Raw genomic sequence first — 15,462 nt, 5'->3', positions numbered from 1 at the left:
GCGACGCAAGGCCGCTCCCACAAAAGCCCCGCGCAAACAATTACAAAAGGCAGAGCACCATGACAACAACAATCAGCTCGACAAACGACCTGCCGGCCATCCGCCGCAAACCGTTGTACCAGCACCTGTACGTGCAAGTGCTGGCCGCCATCGCCCTGGGTATCCTGCTCGGCCATTTCAGCCCTGGGCTGGGCGAGCAGATGAAGCCGTTGGGCGATACCTTCATCAAACTGATCAAGATGCTCATCGCACCGATCATCTTCTGCACGGTGGTCAGCGGCATCGCCGGCATGCAGAGCCTCAAGCGCATCGGCCGCATCGGCTTCAAGGCGCTGGTGTACTTCGAGGTGCTGACCACCATCGCCCTGGTCATCGGCCTGATCGGTGTCAACCTGCTCAAGCCGGGCGTGGGCATGCACATCGACCCGGCCACCCTCGACGCCAGCGCAATCGCCGGCTACAGCAAGGCGGCCCACGACCAGAGCGTGGTCGGCTTCCTGACCCACATCGTGCCGAGCACGGTGTTCGGCGCCTTCAGCGAGGGCGACATCCTTCAGGTGCTGTTCATCTCCGTGCTGTTCGCCTTCGGCCTGCAACTGCTCGGCGATGTCGGCAAACCGTTGCTCGGCACCATCGACCTGGTTGCCAAGGCGTTCTTCCGCATGCTCAAGATCGTCATGTACGTGGCGCCGCTGGGGGCGTTCGGCGGCATGGCATTCACCGTTGGCAAGTACGGCGTGCAGTCGCTGGGGGCTTATGGGCACCTGCTGCTGTGCTACTACCTGACCGGGCTGGTGTTCGTCTTCGTGGTGCTGAACCTGGTCGCCCGACTGGCCGGCTTCAGCCTGTGGAAGTTCCTCAAGTACATCCGCGAAGAGTTGGTACTGGTGCTTGGCACCTCATCTTCCGAGTCGGCGCTGCCGCGGCTGATGGGCAAGCTGGAAAAACTCGGCTGCGAAAAATCCACGGTGGGCCTGGTGGTGCCGTCCGGCTACTGCTTCAACCTCGACGGCAGCTGCATCAACATGACCGTGCTGGCGATCTTCATCGCCCAGGCACTGGATATCGATGTGTCGCTCTACCACCAGGTGACCTTGCTACTGATCCTGCTGCTGACCTCCAAGGGCGCAGCCAGCGTCACCGGCGGCGCCTTCATCACCCTGGCGGCCACACTCGGCTCGCTGGATGTCATCCCCGCTGCCGGGCTGGTCCTGGTGCTGGGCATCTATCGCTTCATCTCCGAAGGCGGCGCGCTGATCAACGTGATTGGCAACGGCGTCGCCACATTGTTCGTCGCCCGCTGGGACGGCGCACTGGATCGCGAGCAGCTCAAACGCGAGCTGGGTTGAGGGTTTGCACCCCGGCCGGTCGTCCGCGCCTGCCACGCACAGGCACGGACGGCTGGCCGAGGTGCACTCGGCAACGGTATGCTTGGCCGCTCAAGAGCAAGCCTTCCAGGACGGTGACCATGATCAGGCCCCTTCTGTTGCTGACTGCGGCACTCCTCTCGAGCCCGGCATTGCACGCGCAACAGATCCAGCGCCAACTGGGCGATTTCGACTTCAAGCTCGGCACCACACCCTCGCGCAGCATGGCCCAGGGGTTGATCTCGCCGAGCGCGGTGGGCGCCTTCCACGGCGGCCTCGACCTCAGCCACCCCAGCGGCTGGTACCTCGGCCAGTACGCACCGAGCATGGGCGTCACGCCCGATTCCACCCTGCGCCTGGACAGTTATACCGGCTACAAGCACCACTTCGACAGCACCCTGGGCTATGAAGTGGGGCTGATCCACTACAGCCAGCCGAACATCGCCGGCCCCGACAGCTACGCCCTGTACGGCGGCATTTCGGTGCTCGGCAGCCGCTTTGGCGGCGCCTGGCGCGACAACCCGGGCAACCGCACCGGCACTCTGTTCGCCGACTTCGGCCAGCTACCGCTGTTCGATGTCGACCTGACCGTCAAGCTCGCCCACCACCGCCTGGGCACCCCCTTCACCATCGGCGACGGCAGCCAGATCAGCGGGTTCTCCGACTGGTCGCTGGAGCTGTCACGGCCATGGCTGGGCATCGACCTCAACCTGATCTACAGCAACTCCGACCTCAGCGGCAGCGGCTGCGACGCTTATGCCGGGATCAACACCTATTGCGAAAGCATGGTTACCCTCAAGGCCCAGCGCAGCTTCTTCTAACGTGGCCTGGCCGGCAGCAGCGCCAGCGCCACGCCACCCAGCACCACCAGCGAGGCGAGCAGCAGGCGCAGCGACATCGCTTCGCCGATAAGCAGCACACCACCCAGCGCGGCGATGACCGGCACACTGAGCTGCATCGTCGCCGCCTGTTGGGCACTGACCTGCTTCACCACTCCGTACCACACCGCATAGCCTGCACCGGAGGCCAGCACACCGGAGGCCAGGGCATATAGCACCCCCGCCAGGCTGAGATGCATACGCGCCAACGCCAGCATGACAATGCCCAGTACCAGCAGCAGCGGCAGGCTGCGGACGAAATTACCGGCCGTGTCGGCCAGGGGGTTGGGCGAGCCTTTGCCCAGCAGTGAATAGACACCCCAGGCCACACCCGAAGCCGCCATCACCAGGGCACTGAGCAGCGGTGGCGCCTCAGCACCGGGCAACAGCAGCAGGACCAGGCCGGCGAAAGCGATCAGCATGCCCAGCAAGGTGCGCGCACTCAGGCGTTCGCCCTTGAGCCAGGCGAAGGCGAACATGGTGATCTGCACGGCACCAAACAGCACCAGGGCGCCGACACCGGCGCCCAGTTGCAGGTAGGCCACGGAGAACAGGTACGCATAGAGGTACAACGCCAGGCCGCCCTTCCAGCTGCCGCCCAATGCCATGCCCGGCTTGCGCAGGCGCATCAGCAGCAACAGAAACACCGCCCCGCTGGCCAGGCGCAGCACAGTGAACGACTCGGCATCGATCGCCCCGTCGCGCAGGGCCAGGCGGCAGAAGATCGAGTTGGCGGCGAAGGCCACAAGGCTGAACAGGGCGGGCCAGAGCCAGGATTGTTTACCGTGGCCGGCGATGGTTGTAGTGCGGGCACTCATGGTGTTGACACCTCTGAGGTGGAAATTCTTGTTTGTCAGTTGTTTTAGAGCCTTTATCGTTATCTAACAACAGCTGATCATGGGCGGGCCGCTACAGCCAACCCTGCAACCCCAGGAAAACCGCCATGCTCCCGGACCGCCTGAACGCCGACCTGACCCTGCCCGCCATCATGCACGGTGCCGACCTGCCCTGGCTGGCCAGCCCGCTGCCTGGCGTCGAGCGCCGCCCGCTGTTTCGCATCGGTGGCGAAAAGGCCCGCGCCACCAGCCTGGTGCGTTATGCCCCCGGCAGCCATTTCAGCGCCCACCAGCACCCTGGCGGCGAAGAATTTGTGGTACTGGAAGGCGTCTTCGAGGATGAGCGCGGCCATTACCCGGCTGGCAGTTATGTGCGCAACCCGCCAGGCAGCGCCCACACGCCGAAGTCCAGCGAGGGTTGCACGATCTTCGTCCGCCTGCAGCAGTTTCACCCCGACGATGACCAGCAGCTGGTCGCAACGGTATCGGCGCAGGGCGACCAGGTGCTGTTTTCGAACGCCTACGAACAGGTGTGTATCAAGCACCTGCAACCCGGCGCCGCTGTTCACCTGGACAACCCGCGCGGCCTTGAATGCCTGCTTTTGCAAGGCAGCCTGGACGGTGCGCAGTTCAGCCTGCAACCTTTGAGCTGGATTCGCCTTCCAGCAGGCACTCCCTTGCACGCTTGCGCCGGCCCGCAGGGCGCACGCCTATGGTGCAAGGACGCCGCGCCTACCCTGGGGCTTTCATGATGAAGCAGTTTTGACGGGAGATACTTTTTCCGCGTGACGATGGATAGTCACGCGTTCGCTCCCTTTTCTGGACTTGGCCTTTCCCGCATACAACGCATCCCAACCCTTCATCGCAAGCGCTACCGTCCTTGGAATGGGCTTCTCTCCACTTCGGTAGTAGGCCAGCATTCGACGACTCAAGCCTAGCTCTTGCGCTGCTCGGTCCAACGTCATCCCGTGTTTTGCCATCCAGTTCCAGAGATGCTCGTGCGAGCACTCGCCAGCCTGTTCCACAGCCCGCGCACGGAGGTTGTCGGCAGCCAGTTCCAGATTGTCGTCGTTGGCCCAGATGACAGTGTCCTTCCACTCCCCTATGGCTGCGGTTGCAAAAACGGCGGGATTCGAGAGCCTGTGCAAGGTCGGATGCCTGGCGATGATCTCGTCCAGTTTCACCGGAAGCTGTTCACCGTCCGCGAAAGTCAGCAGCAAGGAACTGGGGGCGAAAACCGCAATATCTTTCAGCTGGAAATGCCTGTTGGTCATTGATTCAACTCCTTCCATTTGGCAAGCAGTTGAGGTCTGTTCTGCGAGGCCCATTCAATCGCTTCACACAGCTCCCGCCTTGAAACCGCCGAGCCGCCAAAGCCCGTCAGCAGTGACAGATCCTCAATCGCTATCAGTGCCTGGCGACCATCATTGAACCTTACATGAAAATGAGGTGGCGCATGATCATTCGCGTACATGCAAATCGAACAGTCAGACAGCCGATGGATCGTAGGCATAGGAAGAGTATAGAGTGCAATAGTTGCACCGAACAGTAGCACCCTGATTCGCTACGCTCATCTGTGAAAATGTAAGTACTGCTTTCAGCGAAACTCGCCCTGTCAGTATCAAGCTCCAGGCATCAACGTCGCAATCAACGCCCGCACGGTCCCCGGTAACGCCTCCAGTTCACGTACCAGAATGCTCCGCTCGCGCACCGCCCATGGCTCATCCAGGCTGATGGTGACCAGCTCCATGGTCTGGCTGTGCCGCAGCGCCGCCGACTCGGGGATGATGCCGATGCCCACCCCCGCCTCCACCAGCCGGCAGATCGCCTCGAAGCTCGACAGCTGAATGCGCAGCGACAGGTTCAGGCCCATGCGTTCCACATGGTCACGCAGGAAGCTCAACAAGGTGCTGCCGTCGTGCAGGCCGATATGCTGGAAGTCCAGGGTCTGCTTCAAGGTCACCGTCTTGCGGCCAGCCAGCTCATGGCCGGTCGGCACGATCAGCACCAGGCGGTCGGTGCTGAAGTGCATCACCTGCAGACCGCTGGCCTCCACGGGCCCCGCGATGATGCCCATGTCGCTGCTGCCATCGAGCACACCGCGCACGATGTCCCGCGACAGGCGCTCCTGCAGGTCGACAGTCACCCCCGGGCGCTTGGCCATGAAGCCGGCCAGCACTTCGGGCAGGAACTCGGTGACCGCGGTGGTGTTGGCGAAGATGCGGATATGCCCGGCCAGGTCGGTGCCGAACTGGGTGAACTCGGCTTTCAGGTAGTCGACCTGACGCATGATCAGGCGGGCATGCATCAGCAGCTTGTGCCCCGCCGGAGTCAGCTCCACGCCGCGGCTGTCACGGTAAAGCAGACGCGTGTCGAGCTGGGCTTCCAGCGCCTTGACCCGCGCACTGGCCGCAGCGGGCGAAAGGAACGCCCGACGCGCACCCTGGGTCAGGCTCGGCGACTCGCCGATATGGATGAAAAGCCGCAGGTCTGCCAGGTCGAAATGCATGTGAGGCTCCGGTTGTGGCCAGTGCAGGCAAAAACATGGCGTTCAGCATACATGAACGCTGCCTTACACAAATGCAAATTCACAGAATGCCGGGCGCCTCGCATGATCGGCCCATAACAACAAATGCAGAGGCCCATGGTTATGACTGCTCCCCACCCGCCCATCGACTACAGCGCCTGGATCGGCCGCACGGAAGAGGCCGTCGATGAGCTCAGCCGCAACCTGATCAAGCGCATCGCCGCCACCTTCGGCGAGACCGCCCCCGCCGTCGGCCAACCCCTGCCACCGCTATGGATGTGGTGCTTCTTCCAGGAGCCGCTGGCCGAAGCGCAACTGGGCGCTGACGGCCACCCGGCACGCGGCGGCTTCCTGCCCCCAGCCGACAACCGCAACCGCATGTGGGCCGGCGGGCGGGTCGAGTTCATCGCCCCGCTCAAGGTCGGTGCCGAGGCACACCGCCTGTCGACCATCCTACACATCGAGGAAAAGCACGGTCGCACCGGTGCCCTGCTGTTCGTGACCGTGCGCCACGACTACTCGCAGCACGGTGAGTTGTGCGTGCGTGAAGAGCAGGACATCGTCTACCGCGAGCCCAACCCGCCCAGGCTCGACAGCGCTCCGGCCGATGCACTGGCCGACTGGCGCGAAGCGGTAACGCCGACGCCGACCCTGCTGTTCCGTTACTCCGCCGTGACCTTCAACGGCCACCGCATCCACTACGACTTCCCCTACGTCACCGACACCGAAGGCTACGCCGGCCTGGTGGTGCACGGCCCGATGATCGCCACCTTGAACCTGCGTGCGTTCATCCGCGCCAACCCAGGCAGGCAGGTGCGCCATTTCGCCTACCGCGGCGTGCGCCCGCTGACCGTGCCAACGCCATTCGAGGTGGCCGGGCGCATCAGCGCGCCAGGCCAGGCCCAGCTGTGGGCCGGCAATGCCGACGGCGTGGCGCAAAGCGCCGACGTGCTTTTCGACTGATACCAGACAGGGAACACCCGCATGCATACGTACGACAGCGATGAACTCAATGCCATCCGCGAAGGCGTGCGCGCCTTGTGCGCCGAATTCGACGCCAGCTACTGGCGCAAGGTCGATGAAGAAAAGGGCTTCCCGGAAGCCTTCGTCAAAGCCATGACCGACGCCGGCTGGCTGTCGGCGATGATCCCGGAAGCGTACGGCGGCTCGGGCCTGGGCCTGGCAGAGGCGTCGGTGATACTCGAAGAGGTGAACGCGTGCGGCGGCAACTCCGGCACCGTGCACGGGCAGATGTACAACATGTTCACCCTGCTGCGCCATGGCAGCGAGGAACAGAAGCGCCACTACCTGCCCAAGCTCGCCAGCGGCGAACTGCGCCTGCAGTCGATGGGCGTGACCGAACCCACCACCGGCACCGATACCACCAAGATCAAGACCACTGCCGTGCGTCAGGGCGACAAATACGTGATCAATGGCCAGAAGGTGTGGATCTCGCGCATCCAGCACTCGGACCTGATGATCCTGCTGGCGCGCACCACGCCGCTGGCTGAAGTGAAGAAAAAATCCGAGGGCATGTCGATCTTCCTGGTCGACCTGCGTGAAGCCATCGGCAACGGCCTGACCGTGCAGCCGATCGCCAACATGGTCAACCACGAGACCAACGAACTGTTCTTCGACAACCTCGAACTGCCGGCCAGCAGCCTGATTGGCGAGGAAGGCAAAGGCTTCCGCTACATCCTCGACGGCCTCAATGCCGAGCGCACGCTGATCGCCGCCGAATGCATCGGCGATGGCCGCTGGTTCGTCGAAAAAGCCAGTGTCTACGCCCGTGACCGCGTGGTGTTCGGCCGCCCGATCGGGCAGAACCAGGGCGTGCAGTTCCCCATCGCCGAGGCCCATATCGAAATCGAGGCCGCCGACCTGATGCGCTGGCGCGCCTGCGCCGAGTACGACAGCGGGCAGAACGCCGGGGCCAGCGCCAACATGGCCAAGTACCTGGCAGCCAAAGCCTCGTGGGAAGCGGCCAACGCCTGCCTGCAGACCCACGGCGGGTTCGGCTTTGCCTGCGAATACGACGTCGAGCGCAAGTTCCGCGAAACCCGCCTGTACCAGGTAGCGCCGATCTCCACCAACCTGATCCTGTCCTACGTGGCCGAGCACCTGCTCGAACTGCCGCGTAGCTTCTGAGGGCCTGAACATGCAGCATACCCAAGCCCTGGCCGGCTTCCTCGCCGACCTGCATTACGCACAGATCCCCGGCCCTGTGCTGGCCCGCACCGAAGACCTGTTCCTCGACTGGCTCGGCTCGGCCCTGGCCAGCCAGGGTGCGCACCCGATCCCGCTGTTCGAGCGCTATGCCGAGCGCATGGGCCCCGCCCAAGGCAGCGCCCGCGTGCTGACTAGCGGGCGCACTTCATCGCCCTATTTCGCCGCGTTGGTCAACGGCGCCGCCTCGCACCTGGTGGAGCAGGACGACCTGCACAACAGCTCGGTGCTGCACCCGGCAACGGTGGTGTTCTCCGCCGTACTGGCGGCGGCCCAGGACCTCGGCAAGTCTGGCCAGGAGCTGCTGCTGGCCGCTGTCGCCGGTTACGAAGCGGGCATCCGCATCGGCGAATTCCTGGGCCGCTCCCATTACCGTATCTTCCACACCACCGCCACCGTCGGCACCCTGGCCGCTGCCGTTGGCGTGGGCAAGCTGCTGGGTTTCGACAAGGAGCAGTTCATCAACCTGCTAGGTAGCGCCGGCACCCAGGCCGCCGGGCTCTGGGAGTTCCTGCGCGACGCTGCCGACTCCAAGCAGCTGCACACGGCCAAGGCCGCTGCCGATGGCCTGCTCGCCGCTTACCTGACGGCCGATGGCCTGAGCGGTGCACGCAATATCCTCGAAGGTGACCAGGGCCTGGCCGCCGGCATGTCCAGCGACGCCGACCCGGCGCGCCTGAGCGACCGCCTGGGCACGCGCTGGGCACTGGTGGAAACCTCGTTCAAGTTCCACGCCTCGTGCCGCCACACCCACCCCGCCGCCGACGCGCTGCTGCATCTCATGCAGCGCGAAGGCCTGAGCCACGAGCAGATCGCCAAGGTGGTCACCCGTGTACACCAGGGCGCCATCGATGTGCTCGGCCGGGTCACCGTTCCGGCTACCGTGCACCAGGCCAAGTTCTCCATGGGCACCGTGCTGGGCCTGATTGCCGTACATGGCTGCGCGCAGCTCATCGAATTCCGCGACCTGGCGTTGACCGACCCACGGGTCGCCAGCTTGCGCGACAAGGTCGAAATGCAGCTGGACCCTGAAGTGGACGCCGCCTACCCGGCCCGCTGGCTGGGCCGGGTCGAAGTCACCTGCAGTGATGGCCGCCACTTCAGCGCCGCCATCGACGAGCCCAAGGGCGACCCCGGCAACACCCTCTCGCGCCCGGAGCTGGAGGCCAAGTTCCAGCGCCTGCTGGCCTATTCCGGCGCCCGCAGCCCAGCCCAGGGCCAGGCCTTGATCGAGCAGGTCTGGCAGCTGCGCGATGCGCGCTCGCTGGCCGCACTGCACTGATGATGAACAGGTGAACCCATGACTCCAACCGCACCCCGCCCGCTGGACGGCATCACCGTCATCAGCCTGGAACACGCCATCGCCGCGCCCTTCTGCACCCGCCAGCTGGCCGACCTGGGCGCCCGCGTGATCAAGGTCGAACGCCCCGGCAGCGGCGACTTCGCCCGTGGCTACGACCAGCGCGTCGACGGCCTGGCCTCGCACTTCGTGTGGACCAACCGCTCCAAGGAAAGCCTCACCCTCGACCTCAAGCAGGAAGCTGCCGACGGCATCCTCGACGCCCTGCTGGCCAAGGCCGACGTGCTCGTGCAAAACCTCGCACCCGGCGCAGCCGCACGCATGGGCCTGTCGTTCGAAAGCCTGCACCAGCGCTTCCCACGCCTGATCGTCTGCGACATCTCCGGTTACGGCGCAGGAGGCCCGTATGAAAAGAAGAAAGCCTACGACCTGTTGATCCAGAGCGAGGGCGGCTTCCTCTCGGTGACCGGCGGCCCAGGCGACGAGGAAATGGCCAAGGCCGGTTGCTCGATCGCCGACATCGCCGCCGGCATGTATGCCTACACCGGTGTGCTGTCGGCGCTGCTGTTGCGCGACAAGACCGGCCTGGGCAGCCGCATCGATGTGTCGATGCTGGAGAGCCTGGTGGAGTGGATGGGCTACCCGATGTACTACGCCTACAACGGCGCGCCGCCACCGCCACGCGCCGGGGCCTCGCACTCGACCATCTATCCATACGGCCCCTTCCCCACTGGCGGTGGCGGCACGATCATGCTCGGCCTGCAGAATGAACGGGAATGGGCGCTGTTCTGCGAGAAGGTGCTGCTGGACCCGGCGCTGGCCAGCGATGACCGCTTCAGTGCCAACTTCAAGCGCTCGGAAAACCGCGAGGTACTGCGCCAGATCATCGTCGAACGGTTTGCCGCCTTGTCGCTCGACGAAGTGGTGGCGCGCCTGGAACACGCCCAGATCGCCAACGCCCGGGTCAACGACATGCACGGCGTGTGGCAGCATCCGCAGCTGCAGGCCCGCGACAGCTGGCGCGAAGTGGACAGCCCGGCCGGCAAGCTGCCGGCGCTGCTGCCGCCGGGGCGCAATACGGCGTTCGCGCCACGCATGGACGCCGTGCCGGCGCTGGGGCAGCACACACGCGGCATCCTCGACGAGCTGGGGTTCACGGCCGAACAACAGGCCAGCCTGGTTTCGGGGGGCGTGGTATGAACACCGTGCGCTCAGCACTGTTCGTGCCCGGCAGCCGGCCAGAACGTTTCGCCAAAGCGCTGGCGGCGGGCGCCGATGTGGTCATCGTCGACTTCGAGGATGCGGTCGAGGAGCCGCTGAAGCAGCAGGCCCGCGACAACCTGGCGGCGTTTCTGCAGGCCACACCGCAGGCGTCGGTTTGGGTGCGGGTGAATGCGCCGCAGCATCAGCAGCACGCGGCGGACCTGGCCTTCTGTGCGCAGCAGCCAGGGGTTGCCGGGCTGCTGCTGCCCAAGGTGGAGAACGCCGCGCAAGTGGCGGTGGCCTGGCATGGTGGCAAGCCGGTGTGGCCGATCATCGAAAGTGCCAAGGGTTTGTTGGCGCTGGCGCAGATCGCGGCGGCAGAAGGCGTCGAGCGCTTGTCGTTCGGCAGCCTCGACCTGGCGCTGGACCTGGGCTTGAACACCGAGAGCGAGGCGGCCCGGCAGTTTCTCGACCAGGCGCGCATGGCGGTACAGCTGCATTCGCGGGCGGCGGATCTGGCGCCGCCACTGGACGGGGTGTACCCGGCCATCGCCGATGCCCAAGGGCTGCAGCGGGCCATGCGGCATGCCTATGACATGGGCTATGGCGGCGCGTTGTGCATTCATCCGCGGCAGGTGGCGGTGATTCATGCGGCGCTGGCGCCCAGTGCCGAAGAGCTGGCGTGGGCGCGGCGGGTGCTGGCGGCGAGCGAGGCGGCCAATGGCGCCGGGGCGTTCCAGCTGGATGGGCAGATGGTCGATGCGCCGGTGGTGTTGCGGGCGCAGCGGTTGCTGGCTCAGAACAAACACTGAACTTTGTAGGAGCGGCCTTGCGTCGCGAAAGGGCTGCGGAGCAGCCCCAGGATTTTGGCGCCACTTGGTAGGATTGCCGGGACCGCTTTGCGGCCCTTTCGCGACGCAAGGCCGCTCCTACAGCGATCGCATAGGCTGCACTCGCCGGCGTTCACCGCAGCCGAACGCCGCCTTACACAAATGCTGATTCTCCACACGCAGCCCGTTGGTCCATCTTTACCCAACTCCTCCTACAAAAATAAGTCAGAGGTGACACCGATGTTGAAGCTGACCCAGGCGCTGTTCTGCGCCGCCGCAGTGTCCATGGCCGGCCTGGCCCAGGCCGCCGACCCGATCATCATCAAGTTCGCCCACGTGGTGGCCGACAGCACGCCCAAGGGCCAGGGCGCGCTGATGTTCCAGAAACTCGTCGCCGCCGACCCGCAGCTCAAGGACAAGGTCAAGGTCGAGGTCTACCCCAACTCCTCGCTGTTCGGCGATGGCAAGGAAATGGAAGCCCTGCTGCTCGGCGACGTGCAGATGCTGGCGCCCTCGCTGGCCAAGTTCGAGCACTACAACAAGCAGGTGCAGATCTTCGACCTGCCGTTCCTGTTCGACAACCTGGCCGCCGTCGACCGCTTCCAGCAAGGCCCGCAGGGCAAGGCGCTGCTGACTTCGATGGAAGACAAGGGCATCCGTGGCCTGGCCTACTGGCACAACGGCCTCAAGCAATTGTCGGCGAACAAGAAAGTGATCCTGCCCAAGGATGCCCGCGGCCTGAAGTTCCGCGTGCAGGCCTCCAGCGTGCTTGAGGAGCAGTTCAAGGCGATCCGCGCCAACCCGCGCAAGATGAGCTTCGCCGAGGTCTACCAGGGCCTGCAGACCGGCACCGTCAACGGCACCGAGAACACCTGGTCGAACTACGAAAGCCAGAAGGTCAACGAAGTGCAGCCGTTCTTCACCGAGACCAACCACGGCCTGATCGACTACATGGTGATCACCAACGCCAAGTTCTGGAACGGCCTGCCTGAGGACGTGCGCGGCGAACTGCAGACAATCATGGACGAAGTCACCGTCGAGGTGAACAAGCAGGCCGAAGCGCTCAACCAGACTTCCCGGCAGAAGATCATCGACGCCAAGACCAGCGAGATCGACCCGCTCACCGCCGAGCAACGCCAGCAATGGCGCGAGTCGATGCGCCCGGTGTGGGAGAAGTTCTCCGAGCAGATCGGCGCCGACCTGATCAAGGCCGCTGACGACGCCAACAAGCCGTCCTGACCCTCCTGCGCCCTGCCCCGGCCACCCTTCCTGCGGGTGGCCCGCCCTCTCTCTGTCTGGAGAATCCTTATGCAATCGCTCAGGCGTGTCTGGGAGCACTTCGAGGAAGGCATGATCGCCTTTCTCCTGGCGGCCATGACCTTGGTGACCTTCATCTACGTGGCACTGAACAACCTCTACACGATGTTCTACACGCTCAGTGACCACTGGGCATTCGCCAGCGACTTGCTGCTGGGCATCGGCGACCACCTGATGGCCTACGCCCAGGACATGACCTGGAGCATCGCCCTGACCAAGGCGCTGTTCGGCTGGCTGATCTTCTTTGGCATTTCCTACGGCGTGCGCACCGCCGGCCACCTCGGTGTCGATGTGCTGGTGCGGCGCACCCGCAAGCCGGTGCAACGGGTGCTGGCAATGATCGCCTGCGCCTGCTGCCTGGCCTACGCCGGGCTGTTCCTGGTGGCGAGCATCAAGTGGGTGAGCGCAGTGCTGGTGGCCGGCATCGGCGCCGAGGACCTCGACCGCTACGGCATCAAGGTCGGCCATATCGCGCTGATCGTGCCGCTGGGCTTCGCCCTGGTGATCATCCGCTACCTGGAAATCCTCTACCGCCTGTTCACCCACCGCCAGTACGGCCTGGGCCTGGCTGACGAGGCCGCCGAAGCCAGCAAGCTGGCCAACCCCGGTGAGGAGCACCACTGATGACGGTTATCTGCCTGTTCCTGCTGCTGTTCGTGTTCATGTTCCTCGGCGTGCCGATCGCCATCTCGCTGGGCCTGTCGGGGGCGCTGTCGATCCTGATGTTCAGCCAGGACTCGCTCAGCTCGCTGGCGATCAAGCTGTTCGAAACGTCTGACAGCTACACCTTCCTGGCCATTCCGTTCTTCCTGCTGTCGGGCGCGTTCATGACTACCGGTGGCGTGGCTCAGCGCCTGATCGATTTCGCCAATGCCTGCGTCGGGCATATCCGGGGTGGCCTGGCCATTGCCGCGGTGCTGGCGTGCATGCTGTTCGCCGCGCTGTCGGGTTCGTCGCCGGCTACCGTGGCGGCCGTCGGCTCGATTGCCGTGGCCGGCATGGTGCGTTCCGGCTACCCGCGCGAGTTCGGCGCCGGGATCATCTGCAACGCCGGCACCCTGGGCATCCTGATCCCGCCGTCGATCGTCATGGTGGTGTACTCGGCGGCCACCGAGACCTCGGTCGGCAAGCTGTTCATGGCCGGTGTGGTACCAGGGATCCTGCTTGGCGTGTTCCTGATGATCACCATCTACATCGTTGCCCGCATCAAGAAACTGCCGGCCCAGCCTCGGGCCAGCTTCGCCCAATGGCTGGGCACCGCCCGGCGTGCGTTCTGGGGCCTGTTGCTGCTGGTGATCATCCTCGGCGGCATCTACAGCGGCATGTTCACCCCCACCGAAGCGGCCGCCGTGGCAGCGGTGTACTCGGCGTTCATCGCGCTGTTCGTGTACAAGGACATGCGCCTGCGTGATTGCCCGAAAGTGCTGCTGGAGTCGGGCCGGCTGACCATCATGCTGCTGTTCATCATCGCCAACGCCATGCTCTTCGCCCATGTGCTGACCACCGAGCAGATCCCCCAGCAGATCACCCAGTGGGTGATGTCCGAGGGCCTGACGCCGATCGGTTTCCTGATCATGGTCAACATTGTGCTGCTGGTGGCCGGCAGCTTCATGGAGCCGTCGGCGATCATCCTGATCCTGGCGCCGATCTTCTTCCCGATCGCCATGAAGCTGGGTATCGACCCGATTCACCTGGGGATCGTGATGGTGGTGAACATGGAGATTGGCCTGGTGCACCCGCCCGTGGGGCTGAACCTGTTCGTCACCTCTGCGGTGACCGGGCTGACCCTGGGGCAGACGATTCGCGCAGCGCTGCCGTGGCTGTCGATCCTGCTGCTGTTCCTGGTGCTGGTGACCTATGTGCCGTTCATTTCGCTGGCGTTGCCGGAGTGGCTCGGCATGCCTTGACCGCAGGCCCGCACCGCCTTGTAGGAGCGGCCTTGCGTCGCGAAAGGGCTGCGCAGCAGCCCCAGGGTTTCCGTGTAAACACAGAGATTGCTGGGGCCGCTTCGCAGCCCTTTCGCGACACAAGGCCGCTCCTACAAAAAGCCGTCAGATACCTCCGCCAGCCAGCAGCTGCGACATCACCCCGGCCAGATCCTTGACCATCACATCCGCCGTCGGCTTGTGCACGATGACGATCTCGTAGCTGTCCACCTCCGGCAACCCCTGCGCCGGCCCCAGCACCCGGTGCTCGCCGGTCGCCGCCCGGGGCGGCAGCAGGCTGATGCCCATGCCATCGGCCACCGCCGCCTGGATACCGCTCAGGCTGGAGCTGGTGAAGCTGATGCGCCAGCGCCGGCCCATGCCTTCGATGGCACTGATCATGTCCTCGCGGTACAGCCCCCGCGGCGGGAAGGTCACCAGCGGGATCGGGTCCAGCTCGAATGCCGGCAACCGCGCACTGTCGATCCACTGCAGGCGCTCCGGCCAGCAGGCCACGCCCTCGCGGCTGTTGCGCCGCTGTTTGAGCAGCACCAGGTCGAGCTCGCCGTTGTCGTAGGCCTGGCTGAGGTCGCGGCACAGGCCGCTGGTGACTTCCAGCTTGACCTGCGGGTGCAGGCGGCTGAACGCCGACAGCGCATTGGTGGTGCGCCCGCCGACGAAATCCTCAGGTACGCCGAGGCGCACGGTGACCCCGACCATGGCCCCGGCCAGGGCTTCGAGCATCTGGTCGTTCAGCGCCAGCATGTGCCGGGCATAGCCGAGCAAGGTCTGCCCGGCATCGGTCGGCAGCACGTCGCGGTTGCCACGCACCAGCAGGCGGTGGCCAACCATGTCTTCGAGGCGGCGCACTTTCTGGCTGATGGTCGACTGGGTCGAGTGCAGGCGCGCGGCGGCCGTGGTGAAGCTGCCGCAATCGGCCACCACGACGATGGCGCGCAACAGGTCGAGGTCGAACAGGGCTCTATTCGATTTAACGCTGATGGACATCTTGGTATTCAACTACTGAATGGCAAGACTGACTTCTACCATGCA

The 15,462-nt window shown here is 64.7% G+C and carries 16 protein-coding genes; 11 read left to right on the top strand and 5 right to left on the bottom strand.

The features are described 5' to 3' along the window. Nucleotides 1-59 precede the first annotated feature (59 nt). Complete coding sequence (gene dctA, locus BUQ73_RS09965) at nt 60-1,349, top strand: C4-dicarboxylate transporter DctA (RefSeq protein WP_079227687.1); 1,290 nt, start codon at nt 60-62, stop codon at nt 1,347-1,349. A gap of 119 nt (nt 1,350-1,468) precedes the next feature. Beyond that, complete coding sequence (locus tag BUQ73_RS09960; protein ID WP_079227686.1) at nt 1,469-2,188, top strand: TorF family putative porin; 720 nt, start codon at nt 1,469-1,471, stop codon at nt 2,186-2,188. On the opposite strand, the gene BUQ73_RS09955 is transcribed toward BUQ73_RS09960, so the two are convergent. Continuing rightward, nucleotides 2,185-3,063 (bottom strand): DMT family transporter, encoded by an 879-nt coding sequence (locus tag BUQ73_RS09955; RefSeq protein ID WP_079227685.1) that lies wholly within the window; start codon nt 3,061-3,063, stop codon nt 2,185-2,187. The two genes, BUQ73_RS09960 and BUQ73_RS09955, sit on opposite strands and share 4 nt — an antisense overlap. A 125-nt stretch (nt 3,064-3,188) precedes the next feature. Here BUQ73_RS09955 and BUQ73_RS09950 point away from each other — a divergent pair, with 125 nt between their 5' ends. Continuing rightward, nucleotides 3,189-3,833, top strand: coding sequence for a cupin domain-containing protein (locus BUQ73_RS09950; RefSeq protein ID WP_079227684.1), 645 nt, complete (start codon nt 3,189-3,191; stop codon nt 3,831-3,833). On the opposite strand, the gene BUQ73_RS09945 is transcribed toward BUQ73_RS09950, so the two are convergent. The 3 genes from BUQ73_RS09945 to BUQ73_RS09935 form a co-directional block, all read right to left on the bottom strand. Continuing rightward, nucleotides 3,828-4,355, bottom strand: coding sequence for a helix-turn-helix domain-containing protein (locus tag BUQ73_RS09945; protein ID WP_027920350.1), 528 nt, complete (start codon nt 4,353-4,355; stop codon nt 3,828-3,830). The genes BUQ73_RS09950 and BUQ73_RS09945 overlap by 6 nt on opposite strands. Then, the gene (locus BUQ73_RS09940; protein ID WP_237772762.1) at nt 4,352-4,555 is read right to left on the bottom strand and encodes a DUF4160 domain-containing protein; all 204 of its coding nucleotides are present in this window, start codon (nt 4,553-4,555) and stop codon (nt 4,352-4,354) included. The genes BUQ73_RS09945 and BUQ73_RS09940 overlap by 4 nt, the downstream gene beginning before the upstream one ends. 147 nt (nt 4,556-4,702) lie before the next feature. Continuing rightward, on the bottom strand, nt 4,703-5,590 hold the full coding sequence (locus BUQ73_RS09935) for a LysR family transcriptional regulator (protein ID WP_079227683.1): 888 nt from the start codon (nt 5,588-5,590) through the stop codon (nt 4,703-4,705). A gap of 141 nt (nt 5,591-5,731) precedes the next feature. Between BUQ73_RS09935 and BUQ73_RS09930 the strand changes: the two genes are divergently transcribed. From BUQ73_RS09930 to dctM, 8 genes are all read left to right on the top strand, one after another. Next, nucleotides 5,732-6,571, top strand: a complete 840-nt coding sequence (locus BUQ73_RS09930) for an FAS1-like dehydratase domain-containing protein (protein ID WP_079227682.1) — start codon at nt 5,732-5,734, stop codon at nt 6,569-6,571. A 21-nt stretch (nt 6,572-6,592) separates the two neighbouring features. Next, a complete protein-coding gene (locus tag BUQ73_RS09925; protein WP_079227681.1) occupies nt 6,593-7,756 on the top strand; it encodes an acyl-CoA dehydrogenase family protein in 1,164 nt (387 codons plus the stop codon). A gap of 10 nt (nt 7,757-7,766) precedes the next feature. After that, complete coding sequence (locus BUQ73_RS09920; RefSeq protein WP_079227680.1) at nt 7,767-9,116, top strand: MmgE/PrpD family protein; 1,350 nt, start codon at nt 7,767-7,769, stop codon at nt 9,114-9,116. Between the two features lie 18 nt (nt 9,117-9,134). After that, on the top strand, nt 9,135-10,334 hold the full coding sequence (locus BUQ73_RS09915) for a CaiB/BaiF CoA transferase family protein (protein ID WP_079227679.1): 1,200 nt from the start codon (nt 9,135-9,137) through the stop codon (nt 10,332-10,334). Then, the gene (locus tag BUQ73_RS09910) at nt 10,331-11,149 is read left to right on the top strand and encodes an HpcH/HpaI aldolase/citrate lyase family protein (RefSeq protein WP_079227678.1); all 819 of its coding nucleotides are present in this window, start codon (nt 10,331-10,333) and stop codon (nt 11,147-11,149) included. The genes BUQ73_RS09915 and BUQ73_RS09910 overlap by 4 nt, the downstream gene beginning before the upstream one ends. 258 nt (nt 11,150-11,407) lie before the next feature. Next, nucleotides 11,408-12,406, top strand: coding sequence for a TRAP transporter substrate-binding protein (locus BUQ73_RS09905; protein ID WP_079227677.1), 999 nt, complete (start codon nt 11,408-11,410; stop codon nt 12,404-12,406). 69 nt (nt 12,407-12,475) lie between these two features. Then, nucleotides 12,476-13,108, top strand: coding sequence for a TRAP transporter small permease (locus BUQ73_RS09900; RefSeq protein WP_079227676.1), 633 nt, complete (start codon nt 12,476-12,478; stop codon nt 13,106-13,108). After that, on the top strand, nt 13,108-14,391 hold the full coding sequence (dctM, locus tag BUQ73_RS09895) for a C4-dicarboxylate TRAP transporter large permease protein DctM (RefSeq protein WP_079227675.1): 1,284 nt from the start codon (nt 13,108-13,110) through the stop codon (nt 14,389-14,391). The genes BUQ73_RS09900 and dctM overlap by 1 nt, the downstream gene beginning before the upstream one ends. Nucleotides 14,392-14,535: 144 nt before the next feature. Here the strand turns inward: dctM and BUQ73_RS09890 are convergent, their stop codons facing one another. Next, the gene (locus BUQ73_RS09890) at nt 14,536-15,417 is read right to left on the bottom strand and encodes a LysR substrate-binding domain-containing protein (RefSeq protein WP_079227674.1); all 882 of its coding nucleotides are present in this window, start codon (nt 15,415-15,417) and stop codon (nt 14,536-14,538) included. Between the last annotated feature and the right edge of the window lie 45 nt (nt 15,418-15,462).

The sequence above is a fragment of the Pseudomonas putida genome (genome assembly GCF_002025705.1).
In the GTDB taxonomy this organism is placed as follows: domain Bacteria; phylum Pseudomonadota; class Gammaproteobacteria; order Pseudomonadales; family Pseudomonadaceae; genus Aquipseudomonas; species Aquipseudomonas putida_J.
Note: the sequence above shows the minus strand (reverse complement) of the source record. Positions and strands in the feature narration are given on the sequence as shown.